We start from the raw sequence: 18,556 nt of genomic DNA on the forward strand, positions 1-18,556 counted from the left end.
CGGATGAGCGTATCGTTCTCCTGTAGACCCGTCTACAGATGGTTCAGCCCTTCCCAAAAAGTCATTCCGCGGTGGTCTCCATGGCAGAAGATATCTTGATGAACCGGACGCGAAGCCGTCTCCTTCGTTTCCTGATCGCACACGGCCCAGCGACTTGTGGGGATACCGCTCTTGCCGTGGGACTGTCGCAGTCGACCGTTCGTCGCCAAATGGCGTTGCTGCGCGGCGCAGGCGCTGTCACGTCGTCGGCAGGAACATTCACCGCGCAGCTGGACCAGATTGAGCAGCCGCTACGGGAGCTGTCGGCCGGGTTCCAATCTTCTGTTACCGACTTTTGATACCCAGCCAATGAAGCCTCAGACATATCGATATAGCGGTTCCACTCAAGCGTGTGGCCTACTCGTGAAGTAACCGGCTGGACCATGTCCGGCCTGCTTTTTGCAAATTGTGTTGTAACTTCAGATGGATCGACGCGTCCGCACGGCGGTGGAATATGAGAATTGGAGTCGCAAGCACCTCCTACCTTGGGGCCCAGCGTGAGCAGCCCCACTGCGTTCAGCAGTTCCGGAACCCGATTCCGCCCCTTCGTACTACCGACAGTAAACGCGACCTTCAGCCCCAGAAATTAGCCGGGGGTATCCCGCACGCTCTATACAATTCCCGCCTCTGGACGAGACGACGGGCATCATGGCCGACGCCGGGAACGTTATGTACTACCGACGGTCTGGGTACCGATACGTCGGGAGATGGATCCTTGCTTGAAGTTCAAGAAACTGATGCCGTTGGTCATTGCATAGGCCTTTCGACCTCAGAACCTTGCCTTAGCAGACGCCGGAAACGCGCTGATTGACGGCGGCGGCACTTCACAAAGGGCCAGATGCTGTCCGTGAAGCTGGGCCGCCGCGCAGCAGCATCCGACACCCTAGGAAACGCGGGCCTAATCTCTCTCGTCTTCACCGAAGCGTAAGGGCTAGTTTCGACCGGTTAGCCGTCGTGGCCGCTTAGGCCACGACGGCTAGAGCGTCATCGACCAGGCGTGACTGCTGGCTTTCTGGGTATGCGACCAATCCGGGAACCTCGGCCCATACCTCTTTCGCAATTTCCAACGCAGGCCTTGCAACTTCGCTTCTTGGCTCTTCATAGACCACTCGCAACTGCACGTTTTCGGGGATAACAAGTGGGGGGCGTCCCTTGGACTCGAGCAGTCCGCCCCGTTGTCTGAGGCGGCTCATGTGCGCGGACCAGGCTTGGATCTCGGTGGAGACTTTCTCCACATCCGAAAGGTTGAACGACCAGGTATTCGTTATCTGCTCAACGCGGGAGTCCGTGATTGCAAAGTTCGCCGTGCGAGGAACAGCGCCGACCTTGATCTGCGGTCGGTTCCTGATTACGGCGTGGCTTTCCCGTGGGAGCGCTAGTCGAAACTGCTGGGAAACATAGTTGGTGACCCTGGCGCCGAACAGTTCACGTGTCTTGACCTGTGGGTCGGCGACAAGGTGGTCGAACAGCATGTCAATGCCGGCCTGTGCCGAATCGGACACGATTGGGTAGGGCGCTGATATCTGAACGGCGTTGTTCAGCCGGGCCGCCAGTCGTGCGACAGTGGCGGCGCTGATGTTTTCGCCAGAGTCGGCTATGGCAGTCAAGATGGCCTCAGGCCCCGAAGCACGACCGCTCACAAGGTTGATTACCATGCGCTGCAGTTCTCGCAGCCAATAGTTGGCAATCATCGGGTCGCCACCGAGGCGTGAGGCTCGGGTAAGGTGCCTGACCTGGCGGAATGCCCAGTCGTGTCCGTCAGCACCAACGAGCAGGGCGATGTTGACGAATTCTCCGCGGATTGGGTCCGGCACGTCGGACCAGCAGGTCGATGTGTTCCTGGATGACTTCAGCCACAGTGGGCGGACGTTTCTCATTCGTCAGGATGGCGTGCTGGGCGATCTCAAAGGACTGGCCGTTGGCGTCCAGCAACCTCTTTAGGGTTACAGCCTCGGTGAGACTAGCGACTGTGAGGCCCTGTTGCTCGCGGCTCTTCGGGTCCCGCCACAGCACCATGTAGGACGCTGAACCGTCCTTTTTGGAGCGTTTTCGAATGCTGGCCACACAAAAAAGGTACGCCGCTATTAACACTTTGGGCGGATTGTCAACACCAAAAAGACAAAAAGGCTTTGACCTGCGAAAACACTGTGCCCGAGGTGGGACTCGAACCCACACACCTTTCGATACCGCATTTTGAGTGCGGCGCGTCTGCCAATTCCGCCACTCGGGCGCGGATTACGCGGAGCGGGGTACGCCCACAGCTGACTGTGAGCAACGCGATCGCTTCACGTACGCGGAATTACTCTACATGCAGATAGGCTGAATTCCAGAATCGCGCCGCCGTCGCCGCAAACGAACCCCTGCAAGCCATGTACAGCCGCGGTGGCACCTAAGATAGTGATGTCCCGCCGTACCTTTTCAAGGAGATCCCGTGACTGAACAGACGGAGTCCAAGCCCACGTCCCAGCCGGCGCGCCGCGTCATTGTGGCAGAGGATGAAACCCTCATCCGCCTCGACATCATCGAGATCCTGCGCGGTGAGGGCTATGACGTCGTGGGTGAGGCGGACAACGGCGAGAAGGCCGTCCAGCTCGCCGAGGAATTGAAGCCCGACCTGGTCCTCATGGACGTGAAGATGCCCGTCATGGACGGCATTTCCGCGGCCGAGAAGATCGTCAAGGCCCGCATTGCCCCCGTGGTGCTGCTGACCGCGTTCAGCCAGAAGGAACTGGTGGAGCGTGCCCGCGACGCCGGCGCCATGGCCTACGTGGTCAAGCCCTTCACGCCTGCCGACCTCATCCCTGCCCTGGAGATCGCGCTCTCCCGCCACGAGGAGATCAAGGCCCTCGAAAGTGAAGTGTCGGACCTCCAGGAGCAGTTCGCCACCCGCAAGCTCGTCGAGCGCGCCAAGAGCCTGCTGACCACCAAGATGGGCCTGACGGAGCCGGAAGCTTTCCGCTGGATCCAGAAGACCTCCATGGACCGCCGCCTCAGCATGCGCGAGGTCGCCGAAACCATCATCAACCAGGTCAACTAACGCGCGGGCCGGCCCCGGAGAAATTACGACGGCGGCCCGGCCACAAGCCGCAAACGGTCACCAAAAAGACCGCCACAACGCAAAGGACCCCTGCCGGCCGGCAGGGGTCCTTTGCGTTGAAGGCTAGGCCTGGGGGGCCTGGTTCTTCTTCTTCTTTTCCGGCCAGGGGCCGAGCTTTTCACGGTTGCTGCCGGGCTCGCCGCCCTGGCTGCCCGCATCGGCGAGGTCGCCCACCTTGTGGACCTTCAGCATGTTCGTGGAACCGGCTTTTCCGGGAGGGGAACCGGCGGCAATGACTACAAGGTCGCCGTCGTCCACCAGGTCCATTTCCAGCAGGCTGCGGTCAACCTGGGAGGTCATCTCATCGGTGTGGCCCACCATGGGGACCAGTACCGGCTGGATGCCCCAGGTCAGTGCGAGCTGGTTCCAGACGTGCTCCACCGGGGTGAAGGCGAATACGGCCTTGATGGGCCGCAGGCGGGACAGGCGCCGGGCGGAGTCGCCGGACTGGGTGAAGGTACAGATGTACTTCGCGTCCAGCTGGTCGGCGATTTCGACGGCGGCACGCGTGATGGCGCCGCCACGGGTCTTGGGCTTGGTCCCCAGCGGGGGAACGCGCTCCAGGCCGTGGACTTCGGTGGACTCGATGATCCGGGCCATGGTCTTGACCGTCTCGATCGGGTACTTGCCTACGCTGGTCTCGCCCGAGAGCATGACGGCGTCCGCACCGTCGAGGACGGCGTTGGCGCAGTCGGAGGCCTCTGCACGGGTGGGGCGCGGGTTGTCGATCATGGACTCGAGGACCTGGGTGGCCACGATGACCGGCTTGGCCCAGCGGCGGGCCAGTTCCACGGCGCGCTTCTGGACGATCGGCACTTCCTCCAGCGGCAGTTCCACGCCGAGGTCGCCACGGGCCACCATGATGGCGTCGAAGGCGTCGATGATCTCGGGCAGCTGCTCGACGGCCTGCGGCTTTTCGATCTTGGCGATGACGGGCACGCGGCGGCCTTCTTCATCCATGATCTCGTGCACGCGGGTGATGTCCGATGCGTCCCGGACGAAGGACAGTGCTACCAGGTCCACGCCGCGGCGCATTGCCCAGCGGAGGTCGTCCTCATCCTTTTCGCTCAACGCGGGAACGTTGACGGCCACGCCGGGAAGGTTGATGCCCTTGTTGTTGGACACCATGCCGCCGACGGTCACCTCGGCAACCACCTTGACGTCGTCGACCTCGATGGCGCGCAGGGCCACCTTGCCATCGTCGATCAGCAGGGCATCGCCCACCTTGACGTCCTCGGTGAGGCTCTTCAGCGTGGTGGAGCAGATCTCCTGCGTTCCGGGGACGTCCTCGGTGGTGATGGTGAAGATGTCACCGACGGCCAGCGCGTGCGGGCCGTCGACGAAGCGGCCCAGGCGGATCTTGGGACCCTGCAGGTCGGCCATGATGGCCACGGCCTTGCCAAGGTCGGACGCTGCCTTGCGCACGTTTTCGTAGGTGTTGTCATGCACGGTGTAGTCACCGTGGCTCATGTTCATGCGGGCGACGTCAACGCCGGCCTCCAGCACCGCGAGGGTGTTTTCGTAGCTGGCAATTGCCGGGCCAAACGTAGCCACAATTTTTGCGCGTCTCATATACCTACCCTATTGGTCTCTTGCATTGGTTAAGTTGTCTGCGAGGTGAATCCTCGATGCATCCCCCGGGTCAGCGGTCAGAGGACTGCGATGGCGCGGTCCGACGGCGCGACAGGCGCGGGGAGGATGGTGCTTCCCATCAGGTACTTGTCCACCGCCGCGGCGGCGGCCCGGCCTTCGGCGATGGCCCACACGATCAGGGACTGTCCGCGGCCGGCGTCACCGGCTACGAACACGCCTTCGGTGTTGGTCATGTAGTACCCGTCGCGGGCCACGTTGCCGCGGCCGTCGAAGTCGGCGTGCACCTGCTCGGTAATGCCGGCAGGTTCGGCGCCGGTGAAGCCGAGGGACAGGAATACCAGATCGGCGGGGATGATCCGCTCGGTCCCGGCCTTGGGCAGGCGCTTGCCGTCCACGAACTCGGTTTCGGCCACCTTCACGCCGGTGAGCTGGCCGTTCTCTCCAACGAACTCCACCGTGGAGGCGAGGTAGGTGCGTTCACCGCCCTCCTCGTGGGCGCTGGCCATCTCAAAGAGGGTGGGGAATGTAGGCCACGGCTGGTGGGTGGCGCGCTCGGCCGGCGGCTGCTTGCCGATGGCCAGTGTGGTGACGGACGCGGCGCCGTGCCGGTGCGCAGTGCCCAGGCAGTCGGCACCGGTATCACCGCCGCCAAGGATCACCACGTGCTTGCCGTGGGCGTTGATCTGGTTCTCGATGGTTTCCCCGGCCACCGCACGGTTGGCGGGCACCAGGTAATCCATGGCGAAGTGCACGCCGTCAAGGTCGCGGCCCGGGATGGGCAGGTCGCGCGGGACGGTGGCCCCGGTGCACACCACGACGGCGTCATAGCGCCTGCGCAGCTGTTCCCAGGTAACGTCGGTACCCACAGACACGCCGGTCCGGAACCGGGTGCCTTCCGCCTTCATCTGCTCGACGCGGCGGTCCACCTGCTCTTTTTCCATCTTGAAGTCGGGGATGCCGTAGCGCAGCAGTCCGCCGATCTTGTCGTCACGCTCGTACACGGCAACGGTGTGGCCCACGCGGGTGAGCTGCTGGGCTACCGCCAGGCCGGCCGGGCCGGAGCCCACCACAGCGACGGTCTTGCCGGTAAGGCGCGCCGGCGGCAGCGGGCTGACCCAGCCGTTGTCCCAGGCCTCGTCGATGATGGAAACTTCCACCTGCTTGATGGTCACGGCGGGCTGGTTGATGCCCAGCACGCAGGACGCCTCGCACGGCGCCGGGCAGAGCCGGCCCGTGAACTCGGGGAAGTTGTTCGTGGCGTGCAGGCGCTCGATGGCTTCATCGGCCTTGTCCCGCCACATGAGGTCGTTCCACTCGGGGATGAGGTTGCCCAGCGGGCAGCCCTGGTGGCAGAACGGCACGCCACAGTCCATGCAGCGTCCGGCCTGCGCCTTCAGCGTCCCCTTTTTCTGCGCCTCGTAGACCTCTTTCCAGTCCATGATGCGGACGGGAACAGGGCGGCGTGGCTGGGTTTCACGCTGGCGTACTTTCAGAAATCCGCGTGGATCAGCCACCGGTAACCTCCAGGATTCGAGACCATACTTCTTCGCCGTCGGGGTCAAGGCCCTCTTCGATGGCGTCGAGACGGGTTTGCAGCACGGCCGCGTAGTCGCGCGGCAGCACCTTGGTGATGCGGGCAGCTGTTTCATCGAAGTTCTCGAGGAGGCGTGCGGCCAGCTGGGAGTCAGTTTCTTCCACGTGCTTGACCAGCAGGCCGTGGACAATGTCCCGGTCCTCGGAGTCCAGCTCGCGCAGCTGCAGTTCGCCGGATTCCAGCGCCTGCTTGTTGACGCGGGTGGTCCGCAGGTCCAGGACGTAGGCGGTGCCGCCGGACATGCCGGCACCGAAGTTGCGGCCGGTGCGTCCGATGATCAGCGTCTGGCCGCCGGTCATGTACTCGCAGCCGTGGTCGCCAATGCCTTCGACGACGGCGGTGGCACCGGAGTTGCGGACCAGGAAGCGTTCGCCCACCTGGCCGCGCAGGAACATCTCGCCGCTGGTGGCGCCATAGCCGATCACGTTGCCGGCGATCACGTTGGTTTCAGCCTTGAAGACGTTGGTCCGGTCCGGGCGGACGATGATCCGGCCGCCGGACAGGCCCTTGCCCACGTAGTCGTTCGAGTCGCCGTACAGCCGCAGGGTGATGCCCGCCGGCAGGAACGCGCCCAGGGACTGGCCCGCGGTGCCATTCAGCGTGACGTCGATGGTGTCCGTGGCCAGGATGTCGGTGCCAAAGGTCTTGGTCACGACGTGGCCCAGCATGGTGCCCACCGACCGGTCCGTGTTGATGACGTCCACGGTGATCTTGACCGGGCTGCGGTCCGTCAGGGCCTCGGTGGCCATGGTGATCAGGCGCTGGTCGAAGTGCTTGTCCAGCTCGTGGTTCTGGCCGGTCATGTTCCGCAGCGGGGCGTCGTCGTCGAACTCCAGCCCGTGCAGGATCGGATCCAGGTCCAGGCCGTCGGCCTTCCAGTGGTTGACGGCCTCGCGGGTGTCCAGCACCTCGGCGTGGCCGATGGCCTCTTCGAGGCTGCGGAAGCCCAGCTCGGCAAGGATCTCGCGGACTTCCTCAGCAAGGAACTCGAAGAAGTTGACCACGAACTCCGGCTTGCCGCTGAAGCGGGCACGCAGTTCGGGGTTCTGCGTGGCAACGCCCACCGGGCAGGTGTCCAGGTGGCAGACGCGCATCATGATGCAGCCCTCCACCACCAGCGGAGCGGTGGCGAAACCGAACTCCTCGCCGCCCAGCAGGGCGGCGATGACCACGTCACGGCCGGTCTTGAGCTGTCCGTCCACCTGCACCACCACGCGGTCGCGCAGGCCGTTGAGCATGAGCGTCTGCTGGGTTTCGGCCAGGCCGAGCTCCCACGGAACACCGGCATGCTTGAGCGAGTTCAGCGGCGAGGCGCCGGTGCCGCCGTCGTGTCCGGAAACAAGGACGACGTCGGCCTTCGCCTTGGTCACGCCGGACGCCACGGTGCCGATCCCCACTTCGGAGACAAGCTTCACGTGCACACGGGCCGAGGGGTTGGCGCGCTTGGCATCGTAGATGAGCTGCGCCAGGTCCTCGATCGAGTAGATGTCGTGGTGCGGGGGCGGTGAGATCAACCCGACGCCGGGGGTCGAGTGCCGCGTACGGGCCACCCACGGGTAGACCTTCTGCGCCATCAGCTGGCCGCCTTCGCCGGGCTTGGCACCCTGCGCCATCTTGATCTGGATGTCGTCGGCGTTGGTCAGGTAGAGGCTGGTCACGCCGAAGCGGCCGGAGGCGATCTGCTTGACCGCGGAGCGGCGCTTCGGATCGAGCAGGCGGTCCACGTCCTCGCCGCCTTCACCGGTGTTGGACTTGCCACCCAGCTGGTTCATGGCGATGGCCAGTGTCTCGTGGGCCTCCTGGGAGATGGAGCCGTAGCTCATCGCACCGGTGGAGAACCGCTTGACGATGCTGGAGACCGGCTCCACTTCTTCAAGGGGAACGGACGGGCGCTCATTCTTGAACTTGAGCAGGCCTCGGAGCGTCATGAGGTTGGTGGACTGGTCATCCACGCCCTTGGTGTACGCCTTGAAGATGTCGTAGCGGCGCTCACGCGTGGCGTGCTGCAGCCGGAAGACGGTCTCCGGGTTGAACAGGTGCGGTTCGCCGTCGCGGCGCCACTGGTACTCGCCGCCGCCCAGCAGCGGGCGGTGCGGCTGTTCGATGCCGCCCTCCGGGTAGGCCATCTGGTGGCGGGCGGAGACCTCGGCGGCGATGACGTCCAGGCCCACGCCGCCCAGCTGGGAGTGCGTGCCGGCGAAGAATTCATCCACCAGTTCCTGGCCCAGGCCCAGTGCCTCGAAGGTCTGCGCACCGGTGTAGGAGGCCACGGTGGAGATGCCCATCTTGGACATGATCTTCAGGACGCCCTTGCCCAGGCCCTTGATGAGGTTGTAGACGCCGTCCTGCGGGGTGACCCCGGTGACGTCGCCGGCGGCGATGAGCTGCTCCACGGATTCCATGGCCAGGTACGGGTTGACGGCGGAGGCGCCGTAGCCGATGAGTACAGCCACGTGGTGCGTCTCGCGGACGTCGCCGGCCTCGACCACCAGGGCGGTCTTGGTGCGGTTGGCGCTGCGCAGCAGGTGGTGGTGCACGGCGCTGACCAGCAGCAGCGACGGGATGGGCGCCCACTGGGCGTTGGAGTCACGGTCCGAGAGGACGATGTACTGCACGCCGCGGTTGATGGCGCCGGAAACCTGTTCGCAGATTTCGGTGAGCCGGGCGCGGAGCGCGTTCTCGCCGCCTTCGGGACGGTACAGGCCGCGGACCTTCATGGCCACGCGGTTGCCTTCGGCGTCCTCAATGTTGGCGATCTTGGCCAGCTGGTCGTTGTTGATCACCGGGAACGGCAGCTGGACCTGCGGCTGGCGGACCTGTTTGGTGTCCAGGAGATTGCCGTTGGGGCCGATGGCGCAGGTCAGGGACGTGACCAGCTCTTCGCGGATGGCGTCCAGAGGCGGGTTGGTAACCTGCGCGAAGGACTGCACGAAGTAGTCGAAGAGCAGGCGCGGGCGCTTGGACAGCACGGCCACCGGGGTGTCCGAACCCATGGCGCCCAGGGGCTCGGCGCCGGTGCGGGCCATCGGGCCCAGCAGGATCTTCAGTTCCTCGGTGGTGTAGCCGAAGGTGCGCTGGCGGATGTTGACCGACGCCGCGGTGTGCACCACGTGCTCACGCTCGGGCAGGTCATTGAGGTCGATCAGGTTGTCCTTGACCCACTCGGCCCACGGGTTGGCCGCGGCCACCTCGGCCTTGACCTCTTCGTCGTCGATGATGCGGCCGGCTTCGGTGTCCACCAGGAACATCTTGCCCGGGGACACGCGGCCCTTCTTGACCACCTTGGAGGGCTCGACGTCGATCACGCCCACCTCGGAGGCGAAAACGATCAGCCCGTCTTCGGTGATCCAGAAGCGGCCCGGACGCAGGCCGTTGCGGTCCAGCGTGGCGCCAACGAGGTTGCCGTCAGTGAAGGAGACGGCGGCGGGGCCGTCCCAGGGTTCCATCAGGAGGGAGTGGTACTCGTAGAACGCACGCCGGGCCGGGTCCATGGTGGCGTGGTTCTCCCAGGCCTCCGGGATCATCATCATGATCGAGTGCGTGATGGGCCGGCCGGAGAGCCACAGCAGTTCCGCTACCTCGTCGAAGGACGCGGAGTCCGAGGCGCCGGGGGTGCAGATGGGGTACAGCTCTTCGGGCGAGTCGCCCAGCAGCGGGTTGGCGAGCTGGGACTGGCGTGCGCGCATCCAGTTGCGGTTGCCCTTGACGGTGTTGATTTCACCGTTGTGGGCGATGGTCCGGAACGGCTGCGCGAGTGGCCACGACGGGAAGGTGTTGGTGGAGAAGCGCGAGTGCACGATCGCGAGCTTGGTCTTGAACCGCTTGTCCGACAGATCCGGGTAGAACGGCTCCAGCTGGGCGGTGGTGAGCATGCCCTTGTAGACGATGGTGCGCGAGGACAGCGACGGGAAATACACGCCGAACTTGTTCTGCGCACGCTTGCGGATCCGCCAGGCGCGGGAATCCAGTTCATTGCGGTCCAGTTCTTCGCCGTTGGCGGATGCCAGGAAGGGCTGGGAGAAGTACGGCATGCAGGCACGGGCCATGGCCCCCACCAGGTCGGCGACAACCGGCACCTCGCGCCAGCCGAGGACCTTCAGGCCTTCATCTGCCGCCAGGCCTTCGATGCCTGCCTTGGCGGCATCGGCTTCCCGCTGCTCGGCCGGAAGGAAGGCGGTACCGGCAACGTACTGGCCGGGTGCCGGCAGCTCGAATTCGGTGACGGCCCGGAAGAACTCGTCAGGGATCTGCATGAGCAGGCCCGCGCCATCGCCCGTTCCCTCGTCGGCCCCGACGGCTCCGCGGTGCTCAAGGTTGCGCAGCGCGGTCAAGGCGGCATCGACGATGTCGTACCCGGGTTCGCCGCGCAGCGTCGCGATGATCGCGAGGCCGCAGGCGTCCTTCTCCTGGTCCGGGTTGTACAGCCCGGCAGCCTCCGGCATGGCGGCGAAGCGCTTGAACGGCGACAGTGCAGTCCCGGACTGGTCCGGTTCGGACCAGCTGGGAGTGTTAAGAGTTTGGGTCATGGGAGACGTCCTTCCTCCTGATCGTGCGTATGGAAGGGACACCGTTGGCCCCACTCGTCGGCGCCGTTGCAAGGGCACAACAAAGTGTTGATTACTGGAAATTGTAGGTCAGCGCAGCCTGCTGTACTAACGGTTACGCAGGCCCCTGTCCGGGGCAACACCGGACAGCAGCTTCAGGCTGTACGGACGGTACCCCATGCCACGACATTGTGGTTTCGGGCTCTTCGAGCGGTGGCTCTACTGCCCTGCGCGGCCGGCGCCCTACTTGCCGGTGCCGGCCTCCGGTGCGGGTTCCGTGGCTGTGCTGCCGGAGTGTCCGGCAGCCGTTGCATCCGCTCCGGGCTTTGAGCCCGAGGGTGCCGCCGCGGCTTCTTCCGTGGGGTCGGAAGCATGCCTGGAACCGCTGTGGTTACCTGGGAGATTACCACGCGAATCACTATCTGAGACAACATGGTCCGGATCACGGACGTCTGTGACTGTCCCGTCATCTGGACCGGACACCTTCTCCGGTTCACGTCCAGCCAGGTAGACAGTGTCCGGATCCGGCCGGCCCTTGAGCCCGAGGAGGATGAACGCGGCCAGCGCGGCAAGGAACACGAAGATGCTGGTCCAGACGTTGAGCCTGGTAGTAATGCCCAGGATGTTGATCTGTTCGGCATCATCAATACGCATGGCTTCAATCCAGACGCGGCCCAGGGTGTAGTACATGGCATACAGCCAGAAAAGCCTGCTCCGGCGGAAGTTGAACCGGCGGTCCATGGCCAGCAGGATCAGGACGCCGGCCAGGTTCCACAGGGACTCGTAGAGGAAGGTGGGGTGGAACAGCGTGTCCGCAGGCATGCCGGCGGGAAAGTTGGGGTTGTTGGCATCGATCTGCAGGCCCCACGGAAGGGTGGTGGGACCGCCGAAGAGTTCCTGGTTGAAGTAGTTGCCCCACCGGCCGATGGCCTGTGCCAGAAGCAGGCCCGGCGCTGCGGCATCGACGAAGGCACTGAGCTTGACGCCGCTGCGGCGGCAGCCGATCCATGCGCCAACGGCACCGAGGACGACGGCGCCCCAGATTCCCAGCCCGCCCCGCTGGATCTGCGGGATCAGGGAAAGGTCTCCCGTGCCGTCGAAGCCCGGGCCGAAATAGGCGTCCGGTGATGACACCACGTGGTAGAGCCGGCCGCCGATGATGCCAAAGGGAATGGCCCAGATGACGATGTCCCAGACGCTGCCTTCAGGGGCTCCCCGCTTCGCCCAGCGGACCGACGTCAGCCACAGGCCCACGACGATGCCGGCCAGGATGCACAGCGCGTAAGCGTGGATCCGCAGGCTTCCCCAGGGCAGGGGGATGTCGAAGCCGGACCAGTCCGGGCTGGGGATGCTGGCGGACACCAGCGTGGGTGCCAAGGCGGCTGCGTCAAGGAGCGGCTGCATGTTCTAGGCCCCGGCTTCCTGTGCCAGGCCCGATTCACGGGCCAGGCCGGTGCTGAGGTCCTTGGTGAGGGCGCCGACGGCGTCCACTCCCCCGTCGCGGAGGGCTGCCACCAGGGCAGTACCGACGATGACGCCTTCGGCGTAGGCGGCGATTTCGCGGACCTGGTCCGCAGTGGAGACACCAAGGCCCACGCAGACGCGTTCGGCGCCGGCGCCGTGCGCGGCTGCCACGACATCCTTGGCCGCCGAGCTGACCGATGTCCGGGCGCCGGTAACACCCATGATGGAAACGGCGTAGACAAAGCCGCGGCTGGCGTCCACGGTCCGCTGCATGCGCTCCGGCGTGGAGGACGGTGCCACCAGGAACACCCGGTCCAGGCCGTACTTGTCGGAGGCTGCCATCCATTCTGCGGCCTCGTCGGGGATCAGGTCCGGGGTGATGAGCCCGGCTCCCCCGGCTTCGGCGAGCCGGCGCGAGAACTCATCCACGCCCATCCGGACCACGGGGTTCCAGTAGGTCATGACCAGCACGGCGGCGTCGGTCTTGCTGGTGATGCCGGCAACGACGTCGAAGACCTGGCTGACGTGGAAGCCCTTGGCCAGTGCCTCGGTGGTGGCAGTCTGGATGACCTGGCCGTCCATGACGGGATCGGAATACGGGATGCCGATCTCAATCAGGTCGGCGCCGTTTTCGGCCAGGGCAATGCCGGCGGCGATGGTCTCCGGCACGCTGGGGTAGCCGGCCGGGAGGTAGCCGATGAGCGCCGAGCGCCCCTGCGAACGGGCCCTGTCAATGGCTGCTGCCGATTTGCTGGTGGTCCCTGCCTGGCTGGCGATGTCTGCGCTGCTCACAGCTGCTCCCCCTCTTTGCCGATTTCGGATTCGGCGGAATTCTTGTCCAGCAGGTCAAACCATTCGGCTGCTGTTGCTACGTCCTTGTCACCGCGGCCCGACAGGTTGACGATGATGATCTTCCCGCCTGCGGAGGCCGGGTCTTCGGCGGCCATCCGCTGCCCCACCTTGATGGCTCCTGCCAGCGCGTGGGAGGACTCAATGGCGGGGATGATGCCTTCGGTGCGGCAGAGGAGGCGGAAGGCGTCCATCGCTTCGCCGTCGGTGATGGGCTCGTAGCTGACCCGTCCGATGTCGGCCAGGTAGGAGTGCTCCGGGCCGACGCCCGGGTAGTCCAGTCCGGCGGAGATGGAGTGCGACTCGATGGTCTGCCCGTCGTCGTCCTGCATCAGGTAGGAACGTGCACCGTGGAGCACGCCCGGCTTGCCCAGGGTGATGGTGGCGGCGTGACGGCCGGTCTCCACTCCGTCGCCCCCGGCTTCGAACCCGTAGATCTTCACGCTGGGATCGTCCAGGAATCCGTGGAAGATGCCGATGGCGTTGGAGCCGCCACCGATGCAGGCGCAGACAGCGTCCGGGAGCCGGCCTTCCTGCTCAAGGATCTGGGCACGGGCTTCCTCCCCGATGACTTCATGGAAGTAGCGCACCATGGCGGGGAACGGGTGGGCGCCGGCAGCGGTGCCCAGCAGGTAGTGGGTGGTGGACACGTTGGCCACCCAGTCGCGGAGGGCGTCGTTGATGGCGTCCTTGAGGGTCTGGGATCCGCTGGTCACGGGGATGACCTTGGCGCCCAGGAGTTCCATCCTGGCAACATTCAGCGCCTGGCGGCGGCAATCCTCGGCACCCATGTAGACGACGCATTCCAGGCCCATGAGGGCGGCGGCGGTGGCGCTGGCCACACCGTGCTGGCCCGCACCGGTCTCGGCAATGATGCGGGTTTTGCCCATGCGTTTGGCCAGCAGTGCCTGGCCCAGGACGTTGTTGATCTTGTGGGACCCGGTGTGGTTAAGGTCCTCGCGCTTGAGGAACACCCGGACGCCCCCGGCGTGCTGGGAGAACCGCTTGGCTTCCGTGAGCAGGGATGGCCGGCCGGAGTAGTTCTTGTTCAGGTCCGCGATCTGCGCCCGGAAATCGGGATCGTCCTTGGCCTTGTTGAAGGTCTCCTCAAGTTCGTCCAGGGCGGCGATCAGGGACTCGGGCATCCATCGGCCGCCGTAATTGCCGAAGTACGGCCCCGGGGCGTGGCGGAGGGATCCGCCCTGCAGGAATGCTTCCGCGGTGGTGTTGTCAGCGTTTCCTGAAGGTGCTTGAGCCATCAGTCCTGTCCTGTTCGAAGTTGGAGGTCAAAAATCTGCTGTCCCGGCACAGTGCCGGAGGGTAAGCCTGTCCTGCGGGCCAGCGTCGCGCTGTCCCGCAGGTGGCCGGGTGGTGCGTGCCTTAGCTGCGGGCAGCAATGGCGGCGGCACCTGCGGCAGTGAACTCGGCGATGCGTTCCCGCGGCGTGGCATGGCTCACCAAGGCTTCGCCCACCAGTATCGCGTTGGCGCCGCTGGCGGCGTAATGCGTCACGTCATCCGCGTCGCGGACGCCTGATTCGGCAACCACGACGGCCTCGGCGGGAATCATTCCTGCCAGTGCGGCAAAGACGGAACGGTCGACGTCGAGCGTCTTCAGGTTGCGCACGTTGACGCCAATGATCCGGGCGTTGGCCGCGATGGCCCGCTCGATCTCTTCCTCCGTGTGCGTCTCCACCAGCACGTTCATGCCCAGTTCCCGGCTGAGGGCGCTGAACTCGGTGAGCTGGGCGTCGGAGAGCGCGGCCACGATGAGGAGGATGAGGTCGGCGCCGTGGGCACGGGCTTCCCAGATCTGGTACTCGTCGAGGGTGAAGTCCTTGCGCAGCAGGGGAACGTCGACGGCGGCGCGCACGGCGTCGAGGTCGGCGAGGGAGCCGTTGAAGCGGCGCTGTTCGGTGAGGACGCTGATGACGGAGGCACCGCCGTCGGCGTACTGCCGGGCGAGCGACGCCGGATCCCCGATGCTGGCGAGATCGCCTTTGGAGGGGCTGCGGCGCTTGATTTCGGCGATGACTTTCAGCTGTTCCCGGGTTGGGGAGGTTCCGCCGAGGGCAGCCCAGGCATCGCGGGCAGGTGCCGCCGCCTGGGCCAGGTCCTTCAGCTCAGCCAAGGAAACGAGCCGCTTCCTGGCGTCCATATCCTCCCTGACACCGGCGTTGATGTCGTCGAGAACAGTCGCCATCAGTGGCCGGAGTTCTTCAGCTTGCTGCCTTCGACGCCGTAGCCTGCCTTGCGCATGACGTAACCGAGGATCAGGCCGATGACCATGACAACGGCGCCACCGATGAAGATGGGGGTGCTGGCGATGACGAAGGCGATGGCTGCGATGAGCGCGCCAACGAGCATGACGATCACGCAGGTCCACGCGGCCGGGCTGTTGCCGTGGCCCAGTTCCTGGCTGTGGTCGATGACGCCCGGGGCCACCGTGCGGGTGCCTGACTTCGAAACGGACGCAGGTGCTTTGCTCATGGAAAATCTCCTCAGGGTGGATACTGCTTACATTCTGCCATTTTTTGGCCGCCGCCCGCGTACCGCCGGGCCCGGCGCCCGGACCGGCGGCGGTGGCCGCAGGACTTAGGTGGGGTCTTCGCCGCGGGAAAGCCGGTCCCAGCTGTCGATCTCGTCCACGGGCCCTGCCGCTGCAGCGGTTCCCGCAGCGCCGGGCGCGTCGTACTTGGTGCGTGTCTTCCAGTAGCGGGACGCCGGGAGGATCAGCAGGGCTGCCAAAGCCAGCAGGCAGCCGGCGACGACGGCGAGCAGCGGGAAGGGGGTGAGCTCAACGTGCGCCTGGCTGCCGGAGATCCCGGTAGCCCCGGCAATGGTTCCCTGTGCGGCCGCGAGCGGATCCGCCAGGACCGTTGCCGCCGCGGTGACCACACCGGCGGAGGCCAGGACGATGATGGCGGTAATGATCCAGCGGGCGATCCTGCCGGCGATGGCCGCTGCCAGTCCCCCGGCAAGGGCCACCAGGGCCAGGGCCGTGACGGTGGTGGCGGCTTTGCTGCCCTGCACCTGGATGGCGCTTTGGGCGGCGGCGGCCTGGCCCACCTGGTTGGGGTCCAGGGTGGCGGTCATCCAGGTCTGCGTGGTGGTACCGAAGGCTGCCAGCGCGAGGAGGGCGATCAGCATCACCAGCGTGGACTTGCGCGCCCACACCGGCGCACCCCGTTTGGTCCGCGGCTTGCGCGGTGTGCCGGTGTTGCCCGCCGTCAGCCCGGAACCGGACATCAGGACTCCGTCCCGCCGGGAAGGGATTCCGCCGAAATGTTCTGCAACGATCCGGCAGTGTGGACCGCGCGCAGCGGGGCTGCCGCCTTGTTGACGGTTTCCAGGGCCTCAGTGGGGTTTACCGAGTCCGCCACGATGCCGCCGCCGGCCTGGACATACGCGCGTCCCTCCCGGATCAGCGCGGACCTGATGGCAATCGCCATGTCCATGTCCCCGGCGAAGTCGAGGTAGCCCACCACGCCGCCGTAGATGCCGCGGCGGTGCGGTTCCAGTTCGTCGAGGAGGCGCAGGGCCCGGGGCTTGGGGGCTCCGGACAAGGTGCCCGCGGGGAAGGTGGCTTTCAGGACGTCGTAGGCCTTGGCCTGCGGCGAAAGCTGCCCCACCACGGTGGATACCAGGTGCATGATGTGGCTGAAGCGCTCCACCTCCATGAACTGGGTGACATCCACCGTGCCGGCAACGCAGACCTTGGAGAGGTCGTTGCGGGACAGGTCCACCAGCATCAGGTGCTCGGCGCGTTCCTTCTGGTCCGCCAGCAGTTCCTCGGCCAGGGCCTTGTCCGCTTCGACCGTCTTGCCGCGGGGGCGGGAGCCGGCGATGGGGTGGGTGATGACTTCCTCGCCCGTGACCGTCACCAGCGCCTCCGGGGAGGACCCGACGATGGAATATTGGCGGCCGTCGGCGTCTTCGAGGCTGAAGATGTACATGTACGGGCTGGGGTTGGTGTTCCGCAGGACCCGGTAGACATCCAGCGCGGACGCCTTGCACTCCATCTCGAAGCGCCGCGAGATCACCACCTGGAAGACCTCGCCGTCAACGATGGCTTCCTTGCCGCGGTCCAGGGCGGCTAGGTATTCAGCCTCGTCCCAGCGCTCCTGGACACTGGAGGCGAAGTCCAGGGCTGCCGGCGCCAGCACGGACACGGGCTGGACCACGGGGGTGCTGACCTTCGCCAGCAGGGCCTTCACCCGCGCCACGGCGTCGTGCCAGGCCTCGTCCACCCGTTCAGAGCTGTTGTCGAAATTGATGGCGTTGGCGATGAGCAGGACCGTGCCGTCCACATTGTCGTGCACCGCCATGTCCGTGACCAGGTTCAGGGCCATCTCCGGCAGGTTCAGGTCGTCCTCGGGCGGACTGACCAGCCGTTCCCAGTGCCGGACGGTTTCCCAGCCGAGGAAGCCCACCAGGCCGGAGGTAAACGGCGGCAGCCCCTCGAAGCGGTCAGTACGCAAGGCATCGATGGTGTCGCGGATGGCGTCCACCGGGCTGCCGCTGACGGGCACCCCGGCAGGCGGTTCACCCAGCCAGTGCGCCTGGCCGTCCTTGGTGGTCAGGGTGGCCCGGGACCTGGCGCCAATGAAGGAATAGCGGGACCAGGCTCCGCCCACAGCGGCCGATTCCATGAGGAAGGTGCCGGGCTGTCCCTGGGCGAGCTTCCGGTACAGGCCAATGGGGGTTTCGGCGTCCGCGAGGACCTTGAGCCGGACGGGAATGACGCGGCTGTGGCCGGCGAGTTCCCGGAACTCCTCAAGGCTTGGGCTGATGGTTCCGAGGTCCTGCATGGCTGTGCTTGTCCGCCTGTTCTTCGAATGGCCCGGCCGTACCGGCACCGTGGATGTGCTTGCTGGTTGTGCCCCGGCCGGGTGCAGTCCGGCCTGTGCTGTGTTCTCCGCCTAGCCTGCGTGGCCGGGCACGACGTCCAGGCCCCTGCCGTCGAAGCAGGTCCGGGTGCCGGTGTGGCAGGCGGCTCCCACCTGGTCCACGCGCACCAGCAGTGCGTCGCCGTCGCAGTCCATGGCAACGGATTTGACCCACTGGACGTGTCCCGAGGTGTCACCTTTGCGCCAATATTCCTGGCGGGAACGGGAGTAGAACGTCACGCGGCCGGTGGTCATGGTGCGGTGCAGGGCTTCGTCGTCCATCCAGCCCAGCATGAGCACTTCGTTCGTGTCGTACTGCTGCACCACGGCGGCCACGAGGCCCGCAGCGTCGCGCTTGAGCGCGGCGGCCAGCTCCCGGGGAAGCGGGCTTGCCGGCAGGGTGGATCCAGCGGACGACGCCGGCGCGTGCGGCGCGGCGGATCCTGCGGTGTGGACGGGGGTTGGCTGCTCAGACATCGGGTCAAGTC

The 18,556-nt window shown here is 65.7% G+C and carries 15 protein-coding genes and 1 tRNA gene; 2 read left to right on the plus strand and 14 right to left on the minus strand.

Annotated elements, in window-relative coordinates; genetic code table 11:
• The first annotated feature begins 80 nt into the window (after positions 1-80).
• Positions 81-338, plus strand: a complete 258-nt coding sequence (locus tag HNO81_RS12345) for a helix-turn-helix transcriptional regulator (RefSeq protein ID WP_175318414.1) — start codon at positions 81-83, stop codon at positions 336-338.
• 663 nt (positions 339-1,001) lie between these two features.
• On the opposite strand, the gene HNO81_RS12350 is transcribed toward HNO81_RS12345, so the two are convergent.
• The 3 genes from HNO81_RS12350 to HNO81_RS12360 all read right to left on the minus strand — a co-directional run bounded on the left by HNO81_RS12350 (position 1,002) and on the right by HNO81_RS12360 (position 2,269).
• Positions 1,002-1,730 carry a hypothetical protein gene (locus HNO81_RS12350; RefSeq protein WP_371818248.1) on the minus strand — a complete coding sequence of 243 codons (729 nt, stop codon included), beginning with the start codon at positions 1,728-1,730 and terminating at the stop codon, positions 1,002-1,004.
• A gap of 67 nt (positions 1,731-1,797) precedes the next feature.
• On the minus strand, positions 1,798-2,103 hold the full coding sequence (locus HNO81_RS12355; protein WP_175318401.1) for a hypothetical protein: 306 nt from the start codon (positions 2,101-2,103) through the stop codon (positions 1,798-1,800).
• A gap of 84 nt (positions 2,104-2,187) precedes the next feature.
• Positions 2,188-2,269, minus strand: a tRNA-Leu gene (locus tag HNO81_RS12360).
• A 201-nt stretch (positions 2,270-2,470) separates the two neighbouring features.
• Here HNO81_RS12360 and HNO81_RS12365 point away from each other — a divergent pair.
• Positions 2,471-3,076: an ANTAR domain-containing response regulator gene (locus HNO81_RS12365; protein ID WP_009358190.1), complete on the plus strand. Its 606-nt coding sequence runs from the start codon at positions 2,471-2,473 to the stop codon at positions 3,074-3,076.
• A 123-nt stretch (positions 3,077-3,199) separates the two neighbouring features.
• On the opposite strand, the gene pyk is transcribed toward HNO81_RS12365, so the two are convergent.
• The 11 genes from pyk to hisI all read right to left on the minus strand — a co-directional run bounded on the left by pyk (position 3,200) and on the right by hisI (position 18,545).
• Positions 3,200-4,708, minus strand: a complete 1,509-nt coding sequence (pyk, locus tag HNO81_RS12370) for a pyruvate kinase (RefSeq protein WP_175318416.1) — start codon at positions 4,706-4,708, stop codon at positions 3,200-3,202.
• Positions 4,709-4,785: 77 nt separating this feature from the next.
• A complete protein-coding gene (locus tag HNO81_RS12375; protein ID WP_175318417.1) occupies positions 4,786-6,243 on the minus strand; it encodes a glutamate synthase subunit beta in 1,458 nt (485 codons plus the stop codon).
• Positions 6,236-10,849: a glutamate synthase large subunit gene (gene gltB, locus HNO81_RS12380; RefSeq protein ID WP_175318418.1), complete on the minus strand. Its 4,614-nt coding sequence runs from the start codon at positions 10,847-10,849 to the stop codon at positions 6,236-6,238. Before gltB ends, HNO81_RS12375 begins: the two co-directional genes overlap by 8 nt.
• Positions 10,850-11,110: 261 nt before the next feature.
• Positions 11,111-12,271, minus strand: a complete 1,161-nt coding sequence (lgt, locus tag HNO81_RS12385; RefSeq protein ID WP_175318419.1) for a prolipoprotein diacylglyceryl transferase — start codon at positions 12,269-12,271, stop codon at positions 11,111-11,113.
• Between the two features lie 3 nt (positions 12,272-12,274).
• Positions 12,275-13,123: a tryptophan synthase subunit alpha gene (gene trpA, locus HNO81_RS12390; protein WP_371818249.1), complete on the minus strand. Its 849-nt coding sequence runs from the start codon at positions 13,121-13,123 to the stop codon at positions 12,275-12,277.
• Entirely contained in the window at positions 13,120-14,439 is a 1,320-nt protein-coding gene (gene trpB, locus HNO81_RS12395; RefSeq protein ID WP_175318420.1) for a tryptophan synthase subunit beta, read from the minus strand. Before trpB ends, trpA begins: the two co-directional genes overlap by 4 nt.
• A gap of 121 nt (positions 14,440-14,560) precedes the next feature.
• Positions 14,561-15,382 carry an indole-3-glycerol phosphate synthase TrpC gene (gene trpC, locus HNO81_RS12400; RefSeq protein ID WP_175318421.1) on the minus strand — a complete coding sequence of 274 codons (822 nt, stop codon included), beginning with the start codon at positions 15,380-15,382 and terminating at the stop codon, positions 14,561-14,563.
• On the minus strand, positions 15,382-15,669 hold the full coding sequence (locus HNO81_RS12405) for an HGxxPAAW family protein (protein ID WP_043449549.1): 288 nt from the start codon (positions 15,667-15,669) through the stop codon (positions 15,382-15,384). The genes trpC and HNO81_RS12405 overlap by 1 nt, the downstream gene beginning before the upstream one ends.
• Positions 15,670-15,774: 105 nt before the next feature.
• Entirely contained in the window at positions 15,775-16,428 is a 654-nt protein-coding gene (locus HNO81_RS12410) for a Trp biosynthesis-associated membrane protein (RefSeq protein ID WP_175318422.1), read from the minus strand.
• Complete coding sequence (locus tag HNO81_RS12415) at positions 16,428-17,990, minus strand: anthranilate synthase component I (protein ID WP_175318423.1); 1,563 nt, start codon at positions 17,988-17,990, stop codon at positions 16,428-16,430. Before HNO81_RS12415 ends, HNO81_RS12410 begins: the two co-directional genes overlap by 1 nt.
• Before the next feature lie 111 nt (positions 17,991-18,101).
• On the minus strand, positions 18,102-18,545 hold the full coding sequence (gene hisI / locus HNO81_RS12420; RefSeq protein WP_175318424.1) for a phosphoribosyl-AMP cyclohydrolase: 444 nt from the start codon (positions 18,543-18,545) through the stop codon (positions 18,102-18,104).
• Positions 18,546-18,556: the final 11 nt, after the last annotated feature.

Source organism: Pseudarthrobacter sp. C4D7, from assembly GCF_013359725.1.
Lineage (GTDB): Bacteria > Actinomycetota > Actinomycetes > Actinomycetales > Micrococcaceae > Arthrobacter.